Source organism: Flavobacterium sp. OHVDL-2026-0007, from assembly GCF_059882335.1.
Window position 1 is genome coordinate 3,132,951 of sequence record NZ_CM187612.1, and the last position, 20,530, is coordinate 3,153,480.

General features: G+C 37.0%; 20 protein-coding genes. 15 read left to right on the forward strand and 5 right to left on the reverse strand.

Annotated features, from left to right (window positions below; all coding sequences use genetic code 11):
- Positions 1-80: 80 nt before the first annotated feature.
- From AC51AA_RS12760 to AC51AA_RS12770, 3 genes are all read left to right on the forward strand, one after another.
- Positions 81-1,523, forward strand: a complete 1,443-nt coding sequence (locus AC51AA_RS12760) for a hypothetical protein (protein ID WP_500702617.1) — start codon at positions 81-83, stop codon at positions 1,521-1,523.
- Positions 1,524-1,615: 92 nt separating this feature from the next.
- Complete coding sequence (locus AC51AA_RS12765) at positions 1,616-2,134, forward strand: ferritin (protein ID WP_500702618.1); 519 nt, start codon at positions 1,616-1,618, stop codon at positions 2,132-2,134.
- 363 nt (positions 2,135-2,497) lie between these two features.
- Positions 2,498-3,187: a DUF2461 domain-containing protein gene (locus AC51AA_RS12770; RefSeq protein ID WP_500702619.1), complete on the forward strand. Its 690-nt coding sequence runs from the start codon at positions 2,498-2,500 to the stop codon at positions 3,185-3,187.
- A 69-nt stretch (positions 3,188-3,256) separates the two neighbouring features.
- Here the strand turns inward: AC51AA_RS12770 and AC51AA_RS12775 are convergent, their stop codons facing one another.
- A complete protein-coding gene (locus tag AC51AA_RS12775; RefSeq protein WP_500702620.1) occupies positions 3,257-3,592 on the reverse strand; it encodes a single-stranded DNA-binding protein in 336 nt (111 codons plus the stop codon).
- A 174-nt stretch (positions 3,593-3,766) separates the two neighbouring features.
- Here AC51AA_RS12775 and AC51AA_RS12780 point away from each other — a divergent pair, with 174 nt between their 5' ends.
- The 10 genes from AC51AA_RS12780 (at position 3,767) to AC51AA_RS12825 (ending at position 15,421) form a co-directional block, all read left to right on the forward strand.
- The gene (locus tag AC51AA_RS12780; RefSeq protein WP_500702621.1) at positions 3,767-5,296 is read left to right on the forward strand and encodes a GNAT family N-acetyltransferase; all 1,530 of its coding nucleotides are present in this window, start codon (positions 3,767-3,769) and stop codon (positions 5,294-5,296) included.
- A complete protein-coding gene (locus tag AC51AA_RS12785; protein WP_500702622.1) occupies positions 5,293-5,640 on the forward strand; it encodes a hypothetical protein in 348 nt (115 codons plus the stop codon). Before AC51AA_RS12780 ends, AC51AA_RS12785 begins: the two co-directional genes overlap by 4 nt.
- 11 nt (positions 5,641-5,651) lie before the next feature.
- Entirely contained in the window at positions 5,652-8,048 is a 2,397-nt protein-coding gene (locus AC51AA_RS12790) for a M28 family peptidase (protein WP_500702623.1), read from the forward strand.
- A gap of 8 nt (positions 8,049-8,056) precedes the next feature.
- The gene (locus tag AC51AA_RS12795; RefSeq protein ID WP_500702624.1) at positions 8,057-8,893 is read left to right on the forward strand and encodes a Rossmann-fold NAD(P)-binding domain-containing protein; all 837 of its coding nucleotides are present in this window, start codon (positions 8,057-8,059) and stop codon (positions 8,891-8,893) included.
- A gap of 121 nt (positions 8,894-9,014) precedes the next feature.
- Positions 9,015-9,491: a methylated-DNA--[protein]-cysteine S-methyltransferase gene (locus tag AC51AA_RS12800; RefSeq protein WP_500702625.1), complete on the forward strand. Its 477-nt coding sequence runs from the start codon at positions 9,015-9,017 to the stop codon at positions 9,489-9,491.
- A gap of 131 nt (positions 9,492-9,622) precedes the next feature.
- On the forward strand, positions 9,623-10,336 hold the full coding sequence (locus AC51AA_RS12805; protein ID WP_500702626.1) for a 3'-5' exonuclease: 714 nt from the start codon (positions 9,623-9,625) through the stop codon (positions 10,334-10,336).
- 12 nt (positions 10,337-10,348) lie between these two features.
- Positions 10,349-11,422 (forward strand): winged helix DNA-binding domain-containing protein, encoded by a 1,074-nt coding sequence (locus AC51AA_RS12810; RefSeq protein WP_500702627.1) that lies wholly within the window; start codon positions 10,349-10,351, stop codon positions 11,420-11,422.
- A gap of 111 nt (positions 11,423-11,533) precedes the next feature.
- On the forward strand, positions 11,534-12,973 hold the full coding sequence (locus AC51AA_RS12815) for a nucleoside recognition domain-containing protein (protein ID WP_500702628.1): 1,440 nt from the start codon (positions 11,534-11,536) through the stop codon (positions 12,971-12,973).
- Between the two features lie 26 nt (positions 12,974-12,999).
- Positions 13,000-13,743, forward strand: a complete 744-nt coding sequence (locus AC51AA_RS12820) for a hypothetical protein (RefSeq protein ID WP_500702629.1) — start codon at positions 13,000-13,002, stop codon at positions 13,741-13,743.
- A 73-nt stretch (positions 13,744-13,816) separates the two neighbouring features.
- Positions 13,817-15,421, forward strand: a complete 1,605-nt coding sequence (locus tag AC51AA_RS12825) for a fumarate hydratase (protein WP_500702630.1) — start codon at positions 13,817-13,819, stop codon at positions 15,419-15,421.
- Between the two features lie 128 nt (positions 15,422-15,549).
- Here the strand turns inward: AC51AA_RS12825 and AC51AA_RS12830 are convergent, their stop codons facing one another.
- Positions 15,550-16,050, reverse strand: a complete 501-nt coding sequence (locus tag AC51AA_RS12830; RefSeq protein WP_500702631.1) for a PAS domain-containing protein — start codon at positions 16,048-16,050, stop codon at positions 15,550-15,552.
- Positions 16,051-16,151: 101 nt separating this feature from the next.
- A complete protein-coding gene (gene dinB, locus AC51AA_RS12835) occupies positions 16,152-17,234 on the reverse strand; it encodes a DNA polymerase IV (RefSeq protein WP_500702632.1) in 1,083 nt (360 codons plus the stop codon).
- A 268-nt stretch (positions 17,235-17,502) separates the two neighbouring features.
- Between dinB and AC51AA_RS12840 the strand changes: the two genes are divergently transcribed.
- Positions 17,503-18,237: a metallophosphoesterase family protein gene (locus AC51AA_RS12840; protein ID WP_500702633.1), complete on the forward strand. Its 735-nt coding sequence runs from the start codon at positions 17,503-17,505 to the stop codon at positions 18,235-18,237.
- Positions 18,238-18,287: 50 nt separating this feature from the next.
- Entirely contained in the window at positions 18,288-18,824 is a 537-nt protein-coding gene (locus AC51AA_RS12845) for a DUF6646 family protein (RefSeq protein WP_500702634.1), read from the forward strand.
- Positions 18,825-18,994: 170 nt separating this feature from the next.
- Here the strand turns inward: AC51AA_RS12845 and AC51AA_RS12850 are convergent, their stop codons facing one another.
- Together AC51AA_RS12850 and AC51AA_RS12855 are read right to left on the reverse strand one after the other, a co-directional pair.
- The gene (locus AC51AA_RS12850) at positions 18,995-19,648 is read right to left on the reverse strand and encodes a 3-oxoacid CoA-transferase subunit B (RefSeq protein ID WP_500702635.1); all 654 of its coding nucleotides are present in this window, start codon (positions 19,646-19,648) and stop codon (positions 18,995-18,997) included.
- Positions 19,649-19,743: 95 nt separating this feature from the next.
- Positions 19,744-20,445, reverse strand: a complete 702-nt coding sequence (locus tag AC51AA_RS12855) for a CoA transferase subunit A (RefSeq protein ID WP_500702636.1) — start codon at positions 20,443-20,445, stop codon at positions 19,744-19,746.
- Positions 20,446-20,530: the final 85 nt, after the last annotated feature.

The window sequence follows — 20,530 nt, forward strand, 5'->3', positions numbered from 1 at the left end:
CATCCACTAAAGGCTAAAAAGAAATGTTTATCTAAGAGAAAAGATGTAAATTTGAAATAGCTACCGTTGATAAAAAGCATATGAAAAAATCATTACTCCTCTTTCTTCTACTCTACAAATCAGTACTTATAGGACAAACTGTCTTAAATACTTTTGCATTAGATTTAAAAAAGTATGACCAAAACAAGCAGATTCTCAACGTCAAGAACAGCACAACTGATGAGCTGTTTGTTTTTGCTTCAAACGCAACAAACCTCAGCATCTTACAATACAACAGTGCCTTGTTCTTAAAGAACGATTTTACTATCGCGCGTACCAACCTAGGAAACAAATCAATTATTGGATACAGTTTCAGTGAAGACGGCAACCCAACTTTGTATTGGTCTACTGAAGATCTCAAAAGCATTATAGTGATTAAATATTTCTTAGAAACTAAAACCTTCAAGGCGCTTAGTTTTACATTTCCTTCTGAGAATCAGTATGTGATCACCACCTTTCAGGAAAACGAGACATTTTACATCCTTACCAATGACATCACTCAAAATGGATTAAATGTCTACGCCTTCAAAAATGGTACCGCTGAGGAGAAGCTATTTGATTTTTCCTCCTATACTTTTCAAGACAAAAAGACAAAACCACTTGTATTTAATCAACTCATTAGCGAAAATCCGATTGAAAAAATTGACCCTAGCGACTACACTCCCCTAGATCAAAGTACCAAAAAGAGTAAGATATATTTTGAAAAGCGCCACATTCTTTTAACATTAGACCACAATCCAAAAGAAACGCTTGTCTTTGATCTTGATCTTGAAACGGATCAGCTTACGGCAAGAAGTTACCCTCAAACAAGCCTTTCGGGCCCTAAAAAGCAAAGCAATTCCTTTTTATGTGATGGTCGCCTCTATCAGCTTAACGTTACGGATATTGCACTTGCTTTTGACATCAAAGAGTATACTACCGGTAAAACCATCAAAAACTATCAAGTTTCAAAAAATGACACCATCCGTTTCAAAAGCGCTCCGTTATGGTCGCAACGAGACAATCAAAAACCAAAAGAAATCAAAAAGACAGCCAAATTTTTACAAAGTCTTTCATTTTCAGATATTGGCCTATCGGTTTTTAAAAGCAAGCAAAATACCATGCTTACCTTGGGGGGAGTTCCTAAGATTGAAAAAACATACTACAACTTTAACGATGATTCATTCGGTTGGGATTTCGCTTCTCCTTTTCACACAGAAACCGTTTTTTTTGAAAGTATCTTGGATCTCAATGGTGAATTCACCTCTGTAACACCGCAACCCACGGCCTTGGACAATATCAATTACTTTTTAGAATTTAATAAAAAAGCCATCCTTCCCAGTACAGTACCTTTTAAAGATTACTATATCTTAGGCTATTATGATACGGCCCTAAAGCAGTACACCATGAGAAAATTCACCGACGGCTTTATGCACGAAGAACCCGAAAACCCGATCATTAGCAAAGCCACTTTTTCAAAAGCTTTCCAAATGGACAAGCCTTAAATTTATTGAGAATTAATCCAAATGTCTTGTCTTTGATGATTTCAAAAAAAGGATTGAATTATTTTTTCTAACTTTACAGAAAAGACACTATTATGTTACTAAAAAATATTGAAGCAGCTTTAAATAAGCAAATTCGCATAGAGGCAGAATCTTCGCAAACCTACCTTTCTATGGCTTGTTGGGCTGAAGTACACGGATTAGAGGGAATCGCTCAATTTATGTATACACAATCAGACGAAGAACGTGCGCACATGCTTAAATTGATCAAGTATGTAAACGAACGCGGAGGGCACGCTCATATTACCGATCTAAAAGCGCCTAAAACATCTTATACTACTTTTAAGGAGATGTTTGAAACACTTTACAACCATGAAATCTTTGTTTCAGAATCCATCAATGAATTGGTTCACATCACTTTTCAAGAAAAAGATTATGCAACACATAATTTCTTACAATGGTATGTATCGGAACAAATCGAAGAAGAAGCTACTGCTAAATCAATCCTAGATAAAATCAACTTAATTGGTGATGACAAAGGTGGACTGTACTTGTTTGACCGTGATATTCAGCAGTTAACCGTAACCAGCTCCATTGCTATTAATCCTAAATAAGAAAAGTTAAAGTTTATTTAGAATACATAAAAATAACAATTTTATTTTATCTTTGTCTGAGTTTTATAATTCAGAGGAAAGGTGAGCAAGAAAGATAAAGTCAAAGACAAGGACAAGAAGAAGGATAAAAAGAAGAAAAAAAACAAAGATATCCTTGATAAGATTAAGAAAATCGAGAACTGCAAGTCATCTTGCTGTGAGAAATTCAAAAAAAGCGAGAAGAAACGTTGTTCACGTTGTCCTATGTTCGACTTATTTAAAAAAACAGCATAACGATTATATACAAAACCCACCAAAAATTTGGTGGGTTTTTTGTTTAAATTGCAGTCGTCTTCTAACTGTAAAAAGCCTCACGAATTACTTATGCAAAACTCTATAATTCCTAAATCTAGTCTCGATTTTTTGATTCAACTCAAAGAAAACAACAATAAGCCTTGGTTTGATGCCCATAAACCAGCCTATTTAAAAGAACTCAATCATATTGAAATCTTTGCAGATGCCTTGCTGCATGAACTCTCCAAAACCGATGTGCTAGAAACCTCTACGGGCAAGAAAAGTGTCTATCGAATTTACCGCGACATTCGTTTCTCTCATGACAAAACTCCTTTTAAAACCTTTTGGGGAGGCAGCTATACCAGAGCAACAAAAGAAAGACGCGGTGGTTATTACTTTCACCTGGAAAAAGGAAACACTTTTTTCGTTGGTGGTTTTTGGGGGCCAAATGCTGCAGATTTAAAACGCATCAGAAGCGAATTTGCCCACGACCCTGAGCCCTTTCGAAAAATATTGGATTCAAAGTCGTTTGTAGACAGCTTCGGGACCTTACAAGGTGAACAACTCAAGACTGCTCCTAAAGGCTTTGATATCCATCATGAGGCGATCGATTTGCTTCGCTATAAACAGTTTTTATTGATCCAACGTTTTACCGATGAACAGGTATTAAGTCCTCTTTTTTTAGAACTGGCTTTAGACTCCTTCAAAAACATGAGACCCTTTTTTGACTATATGAGCGAAGTACTCACTACAGATAGTAATGGTAACTCCATTTTATAATTAGGCTAAAAAAACAAGCCCGATACGTTTTAAAAACCTACCGGGCTATCCTATACAATTTGGTCGTTCTTATTGTTTACTTAGAAGCAAAAGCTCATGGACCACCACTTCGGTAATAAATTTTTTCTCACCGTTTTTATCCTCATAACTTCTGTGTGTGAGTTTCCCCTCTACACCGATCTCTTTTCCTTTTGCCACATATTTTTCAATAATTTCAGCAATCTTTCCCCAAGCAATAACGCGGTGCCATTCGGTTTGCTCTACTTTCTCTCCTTTGTCATCGGTAAATCGATCATTGGTGGCGATGTTTAAATACACCATTTTATTACCGTTCTCTAATGTTTGAATCTCTGGGTCGTTTCCTACGTTCCCAATCAATTGCACGCTGTTTTTCATTGTGTTCATGGCTTATACTATTTAAATGTTTGTGTAAATGAATTCGTCTATCAAATTCAACACTACAAAATTGCAAGAAACGAGCTAATACATTCGGTTACAAAGTATTTACTTTCGGTTGTAATTATTTGTAAGCGTTTGTAAATGGGAATAATTTTGTACATTTGAGATAAATCTTACGATATGCAGACGAAAATTAATAAAGTTGAATTGCGAAACTTAGAAATTGAAGACTATAAGCAGTTGAAAAAATCGATGATAGAATCGTATCCCGAAATGGCCAACTCCTATTGGCAGGAACCGGATATCGAAAGGCTACTTTCCATATTTCCAGAAGGGCAACTTGTCATTTTAGCAGATGGTAAAGTGGTAGGATCTGCATTATCACTCATCGTTGAGGAAAAACTAGTAGACAAAAAACACAATTACAAACAAATCACTGGTGATTACACTTTTTCAACCCATAATCCAAACGCTGAAATTTTATACGGGATCGATGTTTTTATCCATCCCAACTACCGTGGATTACGATTGGGCCGTCGTTTATACGATGCGCGAAAAGAACTTTGTGAGCAACTTAATTTAAAGGCAATTGTATTTGCCGGCCGAATTCCCAATTATGCTCAGCACGCTAAAAAACTAACTCCAAAAAACTATATTGACAAAGTAAAACACAAAGAATTACATGATCCTGTGCTTTCCTTTCAGTTGAGTAATGATTTCCACGTTTTAAGAATCATCAAAAATTACTTAGAAGGTGACGAAGAATCCAAAGAATTTGCCGTTCTTTTGGAATGGAATAACGTTTACTACGATGAAAGTCCAAGGCTTATTAATCTCGAAAAAAGCGTCATTCGATTGGGCTTAGTTCAATGGCAAATGCGTCCATTAAACAATATTCAGGAATTTTTTGAACAAGCAGAATTTTTTATTGATGTGGTTTCTGGTTACGGTTCGGACTTTGCCTTATTCCCAGAACTCTTCATCGCCCCCTTAATGGCCGATTACAACCACCTCTCTGAAGCAGAAGCCATTCGAGAACTAGCGCGATATTCGGATCCGATTAGAAAACGTTTTCAAGAGTTTTCCATCTCTTATAACATCAATATTATAACCGGAAGCATGCCTTATCTAGAAAATGGTAATTTGTACAATGTTGGTTTTTTATGCAAAAGAGATGGTAGTTCTGAAATGTACAGCAAAATTCATGTTACCCCAAACGAGGTACAACACTGGGGAATGAAAGGCGGATCTGAGTTCAAAACTTTTGATACCGATTGTGGAAAAATTGGCATCCTAATTTGTTATGATGTAGAATTCCCGGAACTCCCAAGAATCCTAGCCAATGAAGGCATGAACATTTTATTTGTCCCCTTTTTAACGGATACTCAAAATGCCTACACCCGTGTTAGACACTGCTCGCAAGCTCGTGCAATTGAAAATGAATGTTATGTCGCTATTGCAGGCTGTGTGGGTAATTTACCGAAAGTCAACAATATGGACATTCAATATGCTCAAGCTTCCGTTTTTACCCCTTCTGATTTTGCTTTTCCAAGTAACGGAATAAAAGCCGAAGCTACTCCCAACACCGAAATGACCTTGATTGTGGATGTCGATTTAAATTTACTTAAAGAGCTTCATGAACACGGGAGTGTGCGAATTTTAAAAGACAGAAGAAATGATTTATATGAAATTAAAAAAATAAATCCATGAAAACATGCCTCGAATGCTCCGAAAAAATTGTAGGTCGAGAAGATAAAAAGTTCTGCTCAGATAGTTGTCGAAATGCCTACAACAACAAAATAAATAAGGACAGCACAAATTTCATGCGTAATGTAAACAACAAATTACGAAAAAATTACCGTATTTTGTCAGAACTAAACACTGACGGGAAATCAAAAGCAACACGAGATAAAATGATCAACAAAGGTTTTGACTTTGATTTCTTTACCAATATTTTACAAACCAAAACAGGAAACACCTATTATTTCCTATACGACCAAGGATATCGCTCTTTGGACAATGATTATTTCATGCTCGTTAAAAAAGAAATATAGTCCCCATTACTATGAAAAAAAACTCCAATTCAATTCTAGCCGTACTATGCATCTTGGTCATACTCGGTATCATATATGCATCGATGATGCCCCAATGGATTTCTAAAAACGAAGAGGCCCTAGCTGAATTTTCTACTGAGAGAGCCTTAAACCAAGTAGAAATTATTGCTCAAAAACCGCACTATGTGGGCTCTACCAATCATGAGTTAGTAGCCAATTACCTCACATTAGAATTGAATCGAATTGGTTTAGAAACCAGTATCCAAGAAGGTTTTACATTAAATGATAAAGGACTCCTAGTCAACTCTAAAAACATACTCGCCCGAATCAAGGGAACCCAAAATACCAAAGCATTATTATTATTGTCGCATTACGATAGCGCACCTCACTCTTTTTCAAAAGGAGCCAGCGATGATGCTTCGGGAGTAGCCACGATTCTAGAAGGCATACGCGCTTTTTTATATGCTAAACAACCACATAAAAACGACATCATCATCCTTTTTTCAGATGCTGAAGAATTAGGCTTAAATGGAGCGGCACTCTTTGTCAATAAACACCCATGGGCTAAAGATGTTGGTTTGGTTTTAAACTTTGAGGCCAGAGGTACTTCAGGACCAAGTTATATGCTAATGGAAACCAACCAAGGAAACCAAGCCCTTGTAAAGGAATTTTCAAATGCAAAAGCTACTTATCCCGTTTCTAATTCACTCATGTATAGCATATACAAAATGCTTCCGAACGACACTGACTTAACCGTTTTCAGAGAGCAAGGCAATATTCAAGGATTTAATTTTGCTTTTATAGATGGACATTATAACTACCATACCCAACAAGACGATGTTAAACATTTGAGTAAAACAACCCTTGCACACCAAGGAACATACTTGATGCCTTTATTGAAATATTTCTCTAATATTGATCTAAATGCCACAACTGCTACAGCTGATGATGTCTACTTTAGCATTCCTTTTTCCTTCATTAGTTACCCTTTTTCTTGGGTAGTACCCATGACCATAATCGCACTGGGACTACTTATCCTTTTCATTTTCATTGGAAAAGCCAAGCGTGTGATCCATTTCAGAGATATCTTCAAAGGATTTGTTCCCTTATTAGGATCCATTACCATTGCTGGTTTGGTTAGCTTTTTAGGATGGAAAATACTTTTACAAATTTATCCGCAGTACAACGATCTATTAAACGGCTTTACCTACAATGGACACGCCTACATTGCCGCGTTTGTAACCCTTAGTATTGCCATTTGTTTTGCCTTTTACCATCATTTTTCAGAAACAAAGTCTACAATGAACCATTTTGTGGCGCCTTTATTACTTTGGATCATCATCAATGCCTTTTTAGCCAATAGCTTAACAGGTGCTGGTTTCTTAATTATTCCAGTATATTTTGGTATTATATTATTCGGACTTTATGTGCTTACGCAACATTCTAGTTTAGGAATAAACTTGTTGTTTTGTATTCCGGCCTTAGCAATAGTCACCCCCTTTATCGTCATGTTTCCCATCGGTCTTGGCTTAAAAATACTTTTTGGTAGCGCCATACTTACCGTTTTATCGTTCGGCTTATTACTCCCAATATTTGGAACTTTTGTAAAAAAAGGATTTTGGACTATGTTCTTTTTTGCAGCTTCCATCGGCTGTTTTATCTATGCAGGTTATCATTCTGGTTATGAATCAGGACAAGCAAAGTCCAACAGCTTATTGTATGTATATAATGCCAACACCAACTCAGCCATTTGGACCACTTACGACACTAACTTAGATGATTGGACCAAATCTTACTTAGGAGAAAAAAATCAAAAAGCCGTAGGCCTAAACAGCCTTCCCCTTAGCAGTAAGTACAGCTCAGGCTTTACCTATAGTGCTATTGCACCTACTATAGCCCTAGCAAAACCAAGTATATCCTTCCTTAAAGACAGTGTTGTAGGAAACAATAGATACTTAAAAATAAAAATCACGCCCAACCGAAAAGTAAACCGTTACGATATTTTTGCTAATCCAAAAATGACCTTTTTTAACTTCAAAGCCAATGGTGTTTCCACCTCAGGACAAAAAGGAAATCGCTTAGAACGCAAGGATGGTGTGAAAATATTATGCTACTATGTAGTACGAAATGAACCATTAGTTTTAGAATTCTATGTCAACAAAGCAACCGTTTTGGATATGGATCTAATAGAAAGTTCTTTCGATTTATTGACCAATCCTTTGCTTAAAGTAAAATCCAGAAGCGACTGGATGATGCCGACTCCTTTCGTTTTAAATGATGCCGTATTGATTCAACAAAAAATTAAAAAAGACATAGCACCTGTAACTACACCTATTCCCGTTACATCAGGCCAACAAAACACGACCGTTGTCAAAGACAGCTTAACGACTGCTGTTCAACCCCTTTAAAACTCCAAATGACACAAATTAGCATTTTAGGCTGTGGTTGGTTGGGCTTGCCTTTGGCGAGCAGTTTACTCGATAAAGGACATGTCGTAAACGGCTCCACCACTACTGAGAACAAATTAAGGATTTTGGCGGATCTTGGAATAAATCCGTTCTTAATCGACCTCAATCCTAGTGAAGTCCAGGAGCAACTTAAAACCGACTTAGCTTTGTTTTTGGCGCAAAGCGATATTTTAATTATTGATATTCCACCTAAATTACGATCATCCAATGCCAACGACTCCAAGGCGTTAGAAATGACATTTGTTCGGAAAATAAGCCATCTGATTCCATTTATAGCAAACTCCCCGATAAGCAAAGTACTTTTCATCAGTTCAACTGCAGTATACGGAGGGGATAATGGAACCATTACAGAAGAAACGATGCCCCATCCGGAAACGGAAAGTGGCAAACAATTACTTTTAGCAGAGGCTCTCTTACAAGGAAACCACCATTTCGAAACTACTGTTTTGCGTTTTGGGGGATTGATTGGTGAAGATCGACATCCGGTAAAATTTTTAGCAGGAAAAGAAAATCTCGAAAATGCGGCTAGTGTGGTCAACTTAATCCATCAAAACGATTGTATCGGGATCATAGAAAAAATCATTGATCAAGCAAAATGGCAAGAGACTTTCAATGCCGTCGCCCCTTTTCATCCAACTAGAGAGGAGTATTATACGCAAAAAGCCCAAGAACTACAGCTCGTTCCCCCTCAGTTTAGTCCAACCAAAGCCAGTGACAAAAAGATTATCTCGAGTGAAAAAATCAAAAACATTTTACAATACTCTTATCAATTAGAGCTGTATTAAGTGCTTTACCAGCACTGAACTGTATCTTTTGTGTCCATAGATGAGCTCCTAAAACTTAAAAACAATTAGAGATTAAAACAAAAACTTTACGAACTTTGTCTTTTATGATCAAGTCAAAACCATGGAAACAATTTACATCAACTCTCCTTTAGGCATCACCAAGATCGTTGGTGATCAAGATGGTATTGCGATAATCTCTGTTTCTGATATTGGCACTAGCGAAGTAAGCAAAGAAATTCCAAAAGTTTTACAAAAAGCCGTTTCTCAAATTCAGGAATATTTTGAAGGAAAAAGAGTTAATTTCGATTTAAAATTAAATCCGAAAGGCACAGAATTTCAGCAAAGAGTATGGAAATCTTTGATAGAAATCCCATACGGAAAAACCATCAGTTATAAGGATCAAACCAAAAAATTAGGTGATCTAAAAGCCATTCGAGCTGTGGCCTCAGCCAATGGCAAAAACCCATTATGGATCGTCATACCTTGTCACCGAGTGATTGGAACAGATGGGTCTTTAACTGGATATGCTGGAGGTTTAGCACGTAAGAAATGGCTACTTGAACATGAAAACCCAAGTAAGCAGCAGTCTTTGTTTTAAAACTTAATCATCATCATCCCTTTACATCAATTAAAATCATAGCTTTATATTTACAAAATTAGCGTAGCCTAACTCCTTACATCTAAATCCATTAGTGCTCACCAGCACAAGCTGTGTTTAAACTTAAAACCATGATTGAAAAAATAAACCTAAACAACATACTGTTTCTTGATATTGAAACGGTTCCTGAAGAAGAAAATTTCAATTCGCTCGATGCCGAAATGCAAGCTCTTTGGGATCACAAAACCCAATACCAACGAAAAGAGGAATTCACACCAGAATCGTTTTACGACCGTGCTGGAATTTGGGCAGAATTCGGTAAAATAGTTTGTATTTCCGTGGGGTATTTCGCCAATAAAGGAGATATTCGAAATTTCCGGGTGACTTCTTTTTTTGGGGAGGAAAAGAAAATTCTACGCGATTTCAATAATTTATTGAACAATCATTTTAATCAGCCACAGCATCTGTTGTGCGGTCATAATGCCAAAGAATTTGACCTTCCCTTTATCGCCAGACGTATGATTATCAATCAAATTGCCATCCCAGACAAATTGAACTTATTTGGAAAAAAACCATGGGAAATTGCCCATTTGGATACTTTAGAATTATGGAAATTTGGTGATTACAAGCATTTTACCTCACTAAAATTACTGACTAAAATCCTAGGGATACCTTCTCCAAAAGGCGATATTGACGGAAGTCAGGTAGGCCATGTTTTTTATGTCGAAAAAGATATCGATCGAATTGTCACTTATTGCGAAAAAGATACTATTGCCGTTGCGCAAGTTTTCCTTCGTTTACGACGAGAAGACCTCCTGATAGAGGATGAAATTATTCACGTATAATGCAGCTTCCAAATGAGACATCACGAAATATCCCATCATAGACTTGTTTCACAGAAACTTCTAGAGACCAGTTGCAGTGCTCCACAAGAAATCGTAAGTCATTTGGGGGCCATGCAAGCACAGGACTATGCCATGGCAAAATGGGCAATTGGTTCCAGATGTGATGCCTCGGATGAAATAATTGAAGAAGCCATCAATTCAGCAGCAATTATTCGAACTCATATTCTCAGACCCACCTGGCATTTTGTTTCAGCTGATGATATTTATTGGATGTTAGCACTTTCGGCACCCCAGGTCAAACGTTTCACAGCTTCTTCTGCTAAAAAATACGGCCTAGACGCTAGCAAACTAGCACAAATTAATACGGCAATAGAAAAAATGCTCTCGGGAAACCAGCAGTTGACCCGTGAAGAAATCATGCAAGAGCTGAATATTAAGAAGACCTCCAACGAAGATTTCTTGAGCGCTACTATAATGATGAATGCTGAACTAGATGGTTTGGTTTGCAATGGAAAAAGGAGGGGTAAACAAACGACCTATGCCCTACTTGAAGAAAGAGTGGCAAAACCCAAAACCATATTAACAAAAGAAGAAGCATTGGCCAAACTAGCCAAACGCTACTTTGAAAGTCACGGCCCTGCAACACTACTTGACTTTTCCTGGTGGTCGGGCTTTCCCCCTACCACTTGTAAACTGGCGATAAACTCCCTTAACTCAGAATTGAATTCCGTTGAAATTGAGAATAACACCTATTGGTTTGGTACTACTTTTTCTCCTGAAAACACCTTCACAGACAGTATCCATTTTCTCCCCGCATTTGATGAGATCTTAATTTCGTATAAAACTCGAGAAGCTTCTATCTTAGTGGAAGATCAATCTAAAGCTTTTACCAACAACGGTATCTTCAAACCCATTATCCTCGAAAACAGTAAAGTTATCGGTACCTGGAAAAGAACAGTCAAAAAAGATCATGTTCAAATAGCCACACAATTCTTTAACCCAATCGAGCCTACTAAAAAAACGGCCGTATTTAAAGCCCTTAAATCTTTCGAAAACTATTTGCAAACCAAAATAATTGTTGAATAAATCTTAATTTCACTAAAACCCTGCCGTTTCTAACAAATACTTCAGGTTTCGACATCAAAATCTTTGTACTTTTTATCTCTAAATAATTACATTTACAAAAAAAACAGCATTATGGTATTGAGTAGATTTTGGCTAGCAATTTTTGTTTCTTCAATTTTATTTGTAGTAGTGAGCTTGTTTACAGGAAACAGTTACACCCTTGACTTTATCTTAAACGGACAAAAAGACGATCCCATCTTAATATCAGAGAAATATTTGGAACAAGTTCCTGTTTTTGTCAGAGACAGCATCAACTTGAAAGAAGACAAAACCATGATCGTCAACAGAGATCTAACCAACCCTGATACGACTTACGTTTACAAAAATAAAACCGTAAAAATTTACAGTGGGGTTCAAAAGTCTGATGGTTTATTACCGACTTGTAAGAGTACTTTAATGGACATTATTCTTCCACTGATTGCCTATTTAGCCTTTTTCTGTGGATTGATGGAGCTACTGATTATTTCTGGAGCTTCTGAAAAACTGGCACGATTCCTTAGTCCAATGTTCACTAAGGTATTTCCAACTGTTCCTAAAAACCACCCTTCCATTTCCTATATGACGCTGAACTTTGCCGCTAATTTTCTCGGTTTAGACTCGGCTGCAACGCCTTTTGGTCTGAAAGCAATGGAAAGCTTACAAGAGCTTAATGTAGAAAAGGACAAAGCTAGTGATGCACAAATTATGTTTATGTGTTTACACGCCTCAGGATTAACATTAATTCCCACATCCATTATTGGTTATCGTGCGGCCGCTAATGCAGCCAATCCAGCCGATGTTATGTTGCCTTGTATTATTACATCCCTAATTGGAACCATCGCAGCCTTTTTACTAGTTGGAATCAAACAAAAAATTAACTTCAAAAGTGCTTCTTTAGTACTGGCTCTAATGGCGATTATATCGGCGATTATTGGATTATTGTTTTATGTGAATCATTTAGATTTGATCGGAAAAAATTACTTCACATCTAATCTTTCTGGTTTAATGTTAGTTTCCATCATTGGTTTTACCTTGATTTTTTCTTTCATACATGAGAAAAAGTTCGTTGCCCAAGACACCACCATGTTTGATTCTTTTGTAGTTGGAGCCAACAATGGGTTAAAAACAGGGGTTACTATTTTCCCTTATGTATTAGGAATGTTAGTGGCTATTTCTCTTTTTAGAAATAGCGGTTTATTTGAAATTATCAGCAGCGGTATTGGCTTTGTTTTCAGTAGCATTGGTGTTAGCAAAGAAATCATAGATGCCTTACCAGTAGCCTTACTTAGACCCTTTAGTTCTGGTGGCTCTCGAGGTTTCCTACTGGATTCCATGAGTACATTTGGCGCTGATTCCCTAACGGGTCGTTTAAGCAGTATCTTTCAGTGCAGTGCGGAAACTACTTTTTATGTGATCGCCGTATATTTCGGTTCTGTCAACATCAAAAACACGCGCTATGCGCTTAGCACCATGTTATTAGTTGATTTCATTTGCGTTATCGCAGCAATTTTTGTAGCCACTTGGTTCTTCTAAATCCTAATTAAATTTTTAATCCTTTCATGAATAGAATAGTTATTGTTTTGCTTTTGCTGGCTGTTGTAAGTTGTAAAAAAGAACCTGTATCAAAAGGATCAAAGTTATTCCAGTCTACTAAAAATGAAATAGCGACAAAGCCAAGCTCGGAAAAAATCAGTTCGAAGGTCGATACGATATTTCTTTCAGGCGATGAAGAGTCAGATAAAACGTCTTATATTTTGGCACATCTCTTAGATCAAAAAGTAGACAAAGACAGCATAGAAACAGCAAAGTATCAACTAGATTTCTATTGGAATAAAACAAAAATAGCCTCTGAAAAGGTGATCATTTTTCCTTTTACCCCAGGCTCATCTTGGGGTGCTTCCTATGGAATACCACAAAAGGACAATAGGCCACTTCCGTCTTTTATACACTTAAGTTTTGGTTACGAGGCCTGTGGCTACAATCAGCAGCAGTTTTTATTTTATATAAAAGACACTACCTTACAACTAGTACACCAATGGGATTCTATGAGCGACGGTGGCTGGGGAACCTGGATCGAATTTGGAAATATCAACCCTAAAAACGAATTGACTTCCTTTTATTGCAAAACCGTGTCCTATGGTTATAAAGAAGGGGAAGAAAATGAGGAGATAGGAACTGTTGAGCACTCTGATTCCACGGAGTTTCACCTAAAAAATAAGCGATGGGTAAAACAATTACTTACCCCAAAAGAGAAAGTGTATTGGAAAAAGGACATTCCTTTTAACGTATTTCACGCTCAATAAAAACTTTAAAAAACAGCCTTAATTCAAATTCTTTCTTCGGTAAATAATTTCTAACTTTGTAAAAAACAAAGCAATGATTGATTTTATATACCAAGACCCTTATCCTATTTTAAAGGATGATACACAGTACCGCAAAATTACTTCTGATTTTGTCAAACTAGAAAAATTCGGAGAACGTGAAATTTTAACCGTTGATCCAAAAGGACTAGAATTATTGGCTGAAGAAGCCTTAACAGATGTTTCGTTCATGTTAAGAACAACACATTTACAAAAATTAAGAAACATTTTGGATGATCCAGAAGCTACAGACAACGATCGATTTGTGGCCTATAATCTATTACAAAATGCCTCTGTTGCTGCCGAGGGACAACTACCAAGTTGTCAAGACACAGGAACTGCGATTGTCATGGCCAAAAAAGGCGAAAGTATTTATACTGGTGTTGATGATGCAGAATGGTTAAGCAAAGGAATTTTCAATACCTACCAAAAACGCAACCTGCGTTATTCACAAATTGTCCCGATTTCGATGTTTGAAGAAAAAAACTCAGGTTCAAATCTTCCAGCACAGATTGACATTTATGCCAAAAAAGGAACATCATATGAGTTTCTATTTATGGCAAAAGGGGGTGGATCTGCCAACAAAACCTTTTTATACCAAAAAACAAAATCGCTTTTAAACGATAAAGCAATGGATGAGTTCATCCGTGAGAAAATAAAAGATCTAGGTACTTCGGCTTGTCCTCCTTATCACTTGGCTTTAGTAATTGGTGGAACTTCAGCAGAAGCCAACTTAGGTGCTGTTAAAAAAGCATCAGCCGGTTATTATGACCATTTGCCTACTTCAGGAAATATGTCTGGTCAAGCATTTCGTGATATAGAATGGGAAAAACGCGTACAGAAAATCTGCCAAGAAAGTGCTATTGGTGCACAGTTTGGTGGAAAATATTTTACACATGATGTTCGTGTAATTCGTTTACCTCGTCATGCGGCTTCATGTCCAGTAGGATTAGGTGTTTCTTGCTCTGCTGATCGAAATATAAAAGGAAAAATTACCAAAGAGGGAATTTTTGTTGAGCAGTTAGAAGTAAATCCTAAGCAGTTCTTGCCTGAAACAGCTCCTCATTTAGAAGATCCTATTGAAATTGACCTTAATATGCCAATGGCCGATATGTTGGCTAAATTGAGCCAATATCCAATCAAAACACGTTTGAAATTAAATGGAACGGTAATCGTAGCTCGTGATATTGCACATGCGAAGATTATGGAACTATTGGAAGAAGGCAAACCCATGCCGGAATATTTCAAAAATCATCCTATTTATTATGCTGGTCCAGCAAAAACTCCAACAGGAATGGCTTCAGGAAGTTTTGGTCCAACAACAGCGGGGCGTATGGACGTTTATGTAGATGAATTTCAAAAACATGGCGGAAGTATGATTATGTTGGCCAAAGGAAACCGATCTAAACAAGTTACAGAAGCTTGCAACAAATACGGTGGATTCTATCTAGGTTCTATTGGAGGTCCAGCTGCAATTTTAGCACAAGACAACATTCTGAAAGTTGAAGTGGTTGATTTTGAAGAATTAGGAATGGAAGCTGTTCGAAAAATAACGGTTAAAAATTTCCCAGCGTTTATCATTACAGATGATAAAGGAAATGATTTCTTCGAGAATCTATAAGCTTTAGAAAAAGAGACTCCAAAGGGGAAAAGCACAATGTATTTACTACCCTTTTTTTAAGATAAAAACCGCCAATTTTGGCGGTTTTGTTATGTTTATAAACTTGTGTGTTTATTAAAATTCAAATTTCAGGCACTCAGATCTTGTTTTTCAAACGCTATAAAATGAGTCAAATGTCCTTTTAAATTAAAAATCGGGCAGCCAAAAATCTTGCACTGATAAATTTTACCATCCTTCTTATAATTCTCTACTGTTTTTTCAAAAGGAATTTGCCGTCTAATGGCCTCTCTAATTTCTCCCAATGCCGTTTTACAAGTGGCTGGGCCCTGAAACATTTTGGGTGTTTTCCCAAGTACTTCCTCTCGAGTATAACCCGTCATCTTTTTTACTCCATTAGAAGCAAACACAATCTTAAATTCCAAATCTGTAACCAGCACTACTTCCTCTTTGATTCGTTCTGGAATATTCAAATATGCTTCATCCCAAGCAAACTGCTGCGAAATCTGCCGTACCTTTTTTAAATCCAAAAACATAGCTTTCAATTCGTTCTTGAATTCGTAATGAAAATCCCAGGCTAAGATAGGAACCGAATTACGATGTAAACTTTCCTCCCATTTTGTGTCTTTCATGGCCAACAGTTTAAGTGAAGATATCCTCTTATTCAAAGATAGCCAGAAAATACGCCACAAAACGCAACTGCATACCATTTAATGATTCTTTAATGAATGGATCAAAAAGCAAACTTTAACTGTACAACTACTGCTTTTTTCTGTTCCGTATTGAGGTTATTCAACGAAATTCCCAATAAGCGAACCGAATCTACCATACGCTCTTGATACAATAATTCTTTTACTGTTTCAAGAATTAGACTTTTATCTGAAATAAAATAAGGCAGAGTCTTACTTCTGGTTTGTTGTGTAAAATCACTGTATTTGATTTTAAGCGTCACCGTTTTTCCCGATATCTTATGCTTTTTTAAACGTTTTTCTAAAGTCGCCGCGATCCGATCAAGCTGCTCCATCATAAAAATCTCCGAAGATAAATTAACATCAAAGGTATGTTCAGCTGCAACAGACTTGGCGATCCGATGTGCTTTTACTTCACCGTTATGAACACCTCGAACCACGTTATAATAAAAAGCACCCGATTTCCCGAAATGTTTTTCCAAAAACTCCAGGGATTTACTCTTTAGGTCCATTCCTGTGAAAATACCCAATTGGTACATTTTTTCGGTGGTCACCTTACCAACACCATAAAATTTATTGATGGGCAACACTTCTAAAAAGGCAAGTATTTCATCCGGATTGACTGTTTTCTGCCCATTGGGTTTGTTGAAATCGCTGGCTATTTTAGCCACAAATTTATTGACTGATATTCCGGCCGAAGCGGTAATTCCTACTTCGTTTAAAATGCGCAGTCTAATTTCTTGGGCGAGTAAACTAGCACTTGGATTCCCTTTTTTATTCTGAGTTACATCAAGGTACGCCTCGTCAAGCGAAAGCGGCTCCACCAAATCAGTGTATTCGCGGAAGATTTTATGTATTTTATTCGATATTTCTTTATACCGATCAAAACGCGGACGAACAAAAATAATTTCTGGACAATATTTTTTAGCCAAAACACCACTTATAGCACTTCGAACACCAAATTTTCGAGCTTCGTAGCTGGCAGCCGACACCACTCCTCTGGTCTCTGATCCACCAACCGCAATAGGTTTACCCCGCAAAGCAGGGTTGTCCAACTGCTCTACCGAAGCATAAAATGCATCCATATCAATATGGATGATTTTTCGATATGTAGGCGATTCAGACATGCTACAAATTTAAAGAGGAAAGCATGAAAATGAGATCAAAAAACTCATAAAAAAAGCCAGTCTACATCTTTTTAATTTCATAAACTACTGCTTTTAGGTACTTTTAGACCCAATTGCCTTTAACAGCCATAAAATTTAAAAATACCTTTAGCACAACATGTCCCCAGGAAAAATGACTAGATTTTCAGATCTTTTAAAGATTTTCAACTTAATAGCCTCAAACAAATCATTTTCTTTATTTTTGTAATTCTACCTCAAATAAAATAAAATGCGAACATTTGTTATCGGCGACATACACGGCGGATTACTCGCTCTTGAACAAGTGATGAACAAAGCCCAAGTTACTACCCAAGACACCCTTATCTTTTTAGGAGATTATGTGGATGGCTGGAGCCAATCGCCACAGGTAATTGATTACTTACTTGATTTAAAAAGCAAGCAAAACTGCATTTGTATCAGAGGAAATCATGACGAATTACTCTTGGCTTGGTTCAAAACCAAAACAGACGAAGTGGATGAAAATCTGTGGTTCCAACATGGAGGCCAAGCAACGGTTTTGGCCTATACAAAAATAAGTGAGGAGAAAAAACAAACCCATATTGCCTTTTTAGAGTCTTTGCACGATTATTATCTAGATGATGACAATCGCTTATTTGTACATGCAGGCTTTACCAATCTGAATGGTGTACAATATGAATACTTTCCAAAAATATTTTATTGGGACAGAACACTTTGGGAAACTGCTCTTTCACTAGATCCTGCGCTACAACCGGATGATTTATTTTATCCCAAACGTCTGAAGCTATACAAAGAAGTTTTTATAGGACACACTCCTGTAACCCGAATTGGGCAAACCATCCCGATACAAAAAGCTAATGTCTGGAATGTGGATACAGGCGCCGCCTTTAAGGGGCCTTTGACCATAATGGATATCGAGACCAAAGAGTTTTGGCAAAGCGATCCTTTAAACGATCTGTATGCTGATGAAAAAGGTAGGAATTAGTTTCTAAAATGCTATTTTTGCCCTTTAAAAAATAATTTACATTTAAGTTTATGAAAAAAGTAATCACATTTTTATTCTTAGTATCCTTTGGATGCATACAAGCTCAACAAGCTTTTAAAGGAAAAGGAGATACGAGAGTTAATATTGGTGCTAATCTTCAAACTGGTGGTTCTGGAATTCAAGGATCTGCAGATTTTGGATTAGGAGAAAATTTCTCTTATGGTTTTGTAGCTAATTACCTTTTAACTGTTGAGAATTATACCATTTATTATCCAAATCCAAACGGACCAGGTTCAAGTGAAGAATTAAAACCAAAATTTAAGGATCGTTTTGATGCAAAAGCTAGGATTAATGCTAATTTAAGTAGTGTAATTGGAGTAGAACAGCTTGACATTTATCCAGGTTTAAGTTTAGGATTACACAATTTTGGTGGTCATATTGGTGGTCGTTACTTTTTTACCGATGGCTTTGGGGTTTTCACTGAAGTTGGATTCCCAATTGCAAAATACGGAGACAATAATGATGTGTTTGATCATTTAAACAATCAAACTACTTTTAGCTTAGGTGCTTCTTTTAATTTAGACTAAAACCTAAGAGACATAAAAAAAGCTGTTCGAAATTTTTCTAATTCGAACAGCTTTTTTCGTTTATATCTTTAGCCATTGCTTACGATTGTAAAAGCAGACTCCCGTTTCTTCTTTATTGCTTACTATATAGTCTGCAACTTGCCCTTCACCTTAGGCATCATACAATCACCTCAGAGTTGCATTTCCGGAATTTCGCCTTCAATAATCAAATCCGCTTCAGTTGAGGCAATGATATGCTCCACAGAAACCCCTGGCGCTCGTTCTAAGAGCTTAAAACCATTCTTTGTTACTTCGAGAACTGCTAGCTCGGTCACCACCTTTTTAACGCAACCTACGCCCGTTAATGGCAAAGTACATCTTTTTAGTATTTTAGATTCACCAGCTTTATTGACATGCATCATCGCTACAATGATGTTTTCGGCAGAAGCTACTAAATCCATAGCGCCACCCATTCCTTTGACCATTTTCCCTGGGATCTTCCAATTGGCAATATCCCCATTTTGGGAAACTTCCATAGCACCTAAAATAGTTAAATCCACTTTTTGACTACGAATCATCCCAAAACTAAAAGCCGAATCAAAAAAACTAGCACCTGGCAAAGTGGTAATGGTTTGCTTTCCAGCATTGATTATATCAGCATCTTCCTCTCCTGCGAAAGGAAACGGCCCCATACCCAGAACACCATTTTCACTTTGAAACTCCACCGCAATATCTTCTCTAACGTAATTCGCAACCAAAGTCGGAATTCCAATACCGAGATTCACAAAATAGCGGTCCTTTACTTCTTTAGCAATTCGTTTTGCAATATCTTCTTTTGTTAACATAGCTCTATGTATCCTTTTATTGAAGGTGCTTATTAGCAATTAGGTCAAACAGTAAGTGTCTTAACCATATTCTAACGAACACTTTCTTTAATTACCTAATTTCTTTGTCTTACTGTTCGTTGCTCAATTCTCTTTTCAAATTTTTCACCTTGAAAAATGCGTTGCACCATAATGCCTGGTATATGAATCTGATTAGGATCAAGTGATCCCACTGGCACTAACTCTTCCACTTCGGCGATGGTTACTTTTGCAGCTCCTGCCATACAGGCATTAAAATTCCTTGCGGTTCCTTTAAAAATAAGGTTGCCTGCTTCATCCCCTTTCCATGCTTTTACAACAGCAAAATCAGCTTGGAAAGCGTGTTCCATCACATGCATTTTACCATTGAACTCACGCACTTCTTTTCCTTCGGCTACTTCGGTTCCATAACCTGCTGGGGTGAAGAAAGCTGGAATTCCAGCTTGTGCCGAACGACAACGTTCTGCCAATGTTCCTTGTGGGGTCAATTCTACCTCTAATTCACCCGAAAGCATCTGACGCTCGAATTCTGCATTTTCACCTACATAAGACGAAATCATTTTTTTGATTTGCTTTTTTTGAAGCAGCAGTCCAAGCCCAAAATCATCCACTCCTGCATTATTAGAAATACAAGTTAATTCTGAAATTGAAGTGTTCACTAAGGCTGCAATCGTATTTTCAGGGATTCCGCATAAACCGAAACCACCAAACATAATGGTCATCCCACTTTCCACACCCTCAATGGCTGCTTGAACGTTATTCACTTTTTTTGTAATCATAACAAACTGTCTTTAATACCGTATATTTTTGATAAAAATACCATTTTTACCGTTAATTATAACGATTTCGTAAAAAATAAAATCG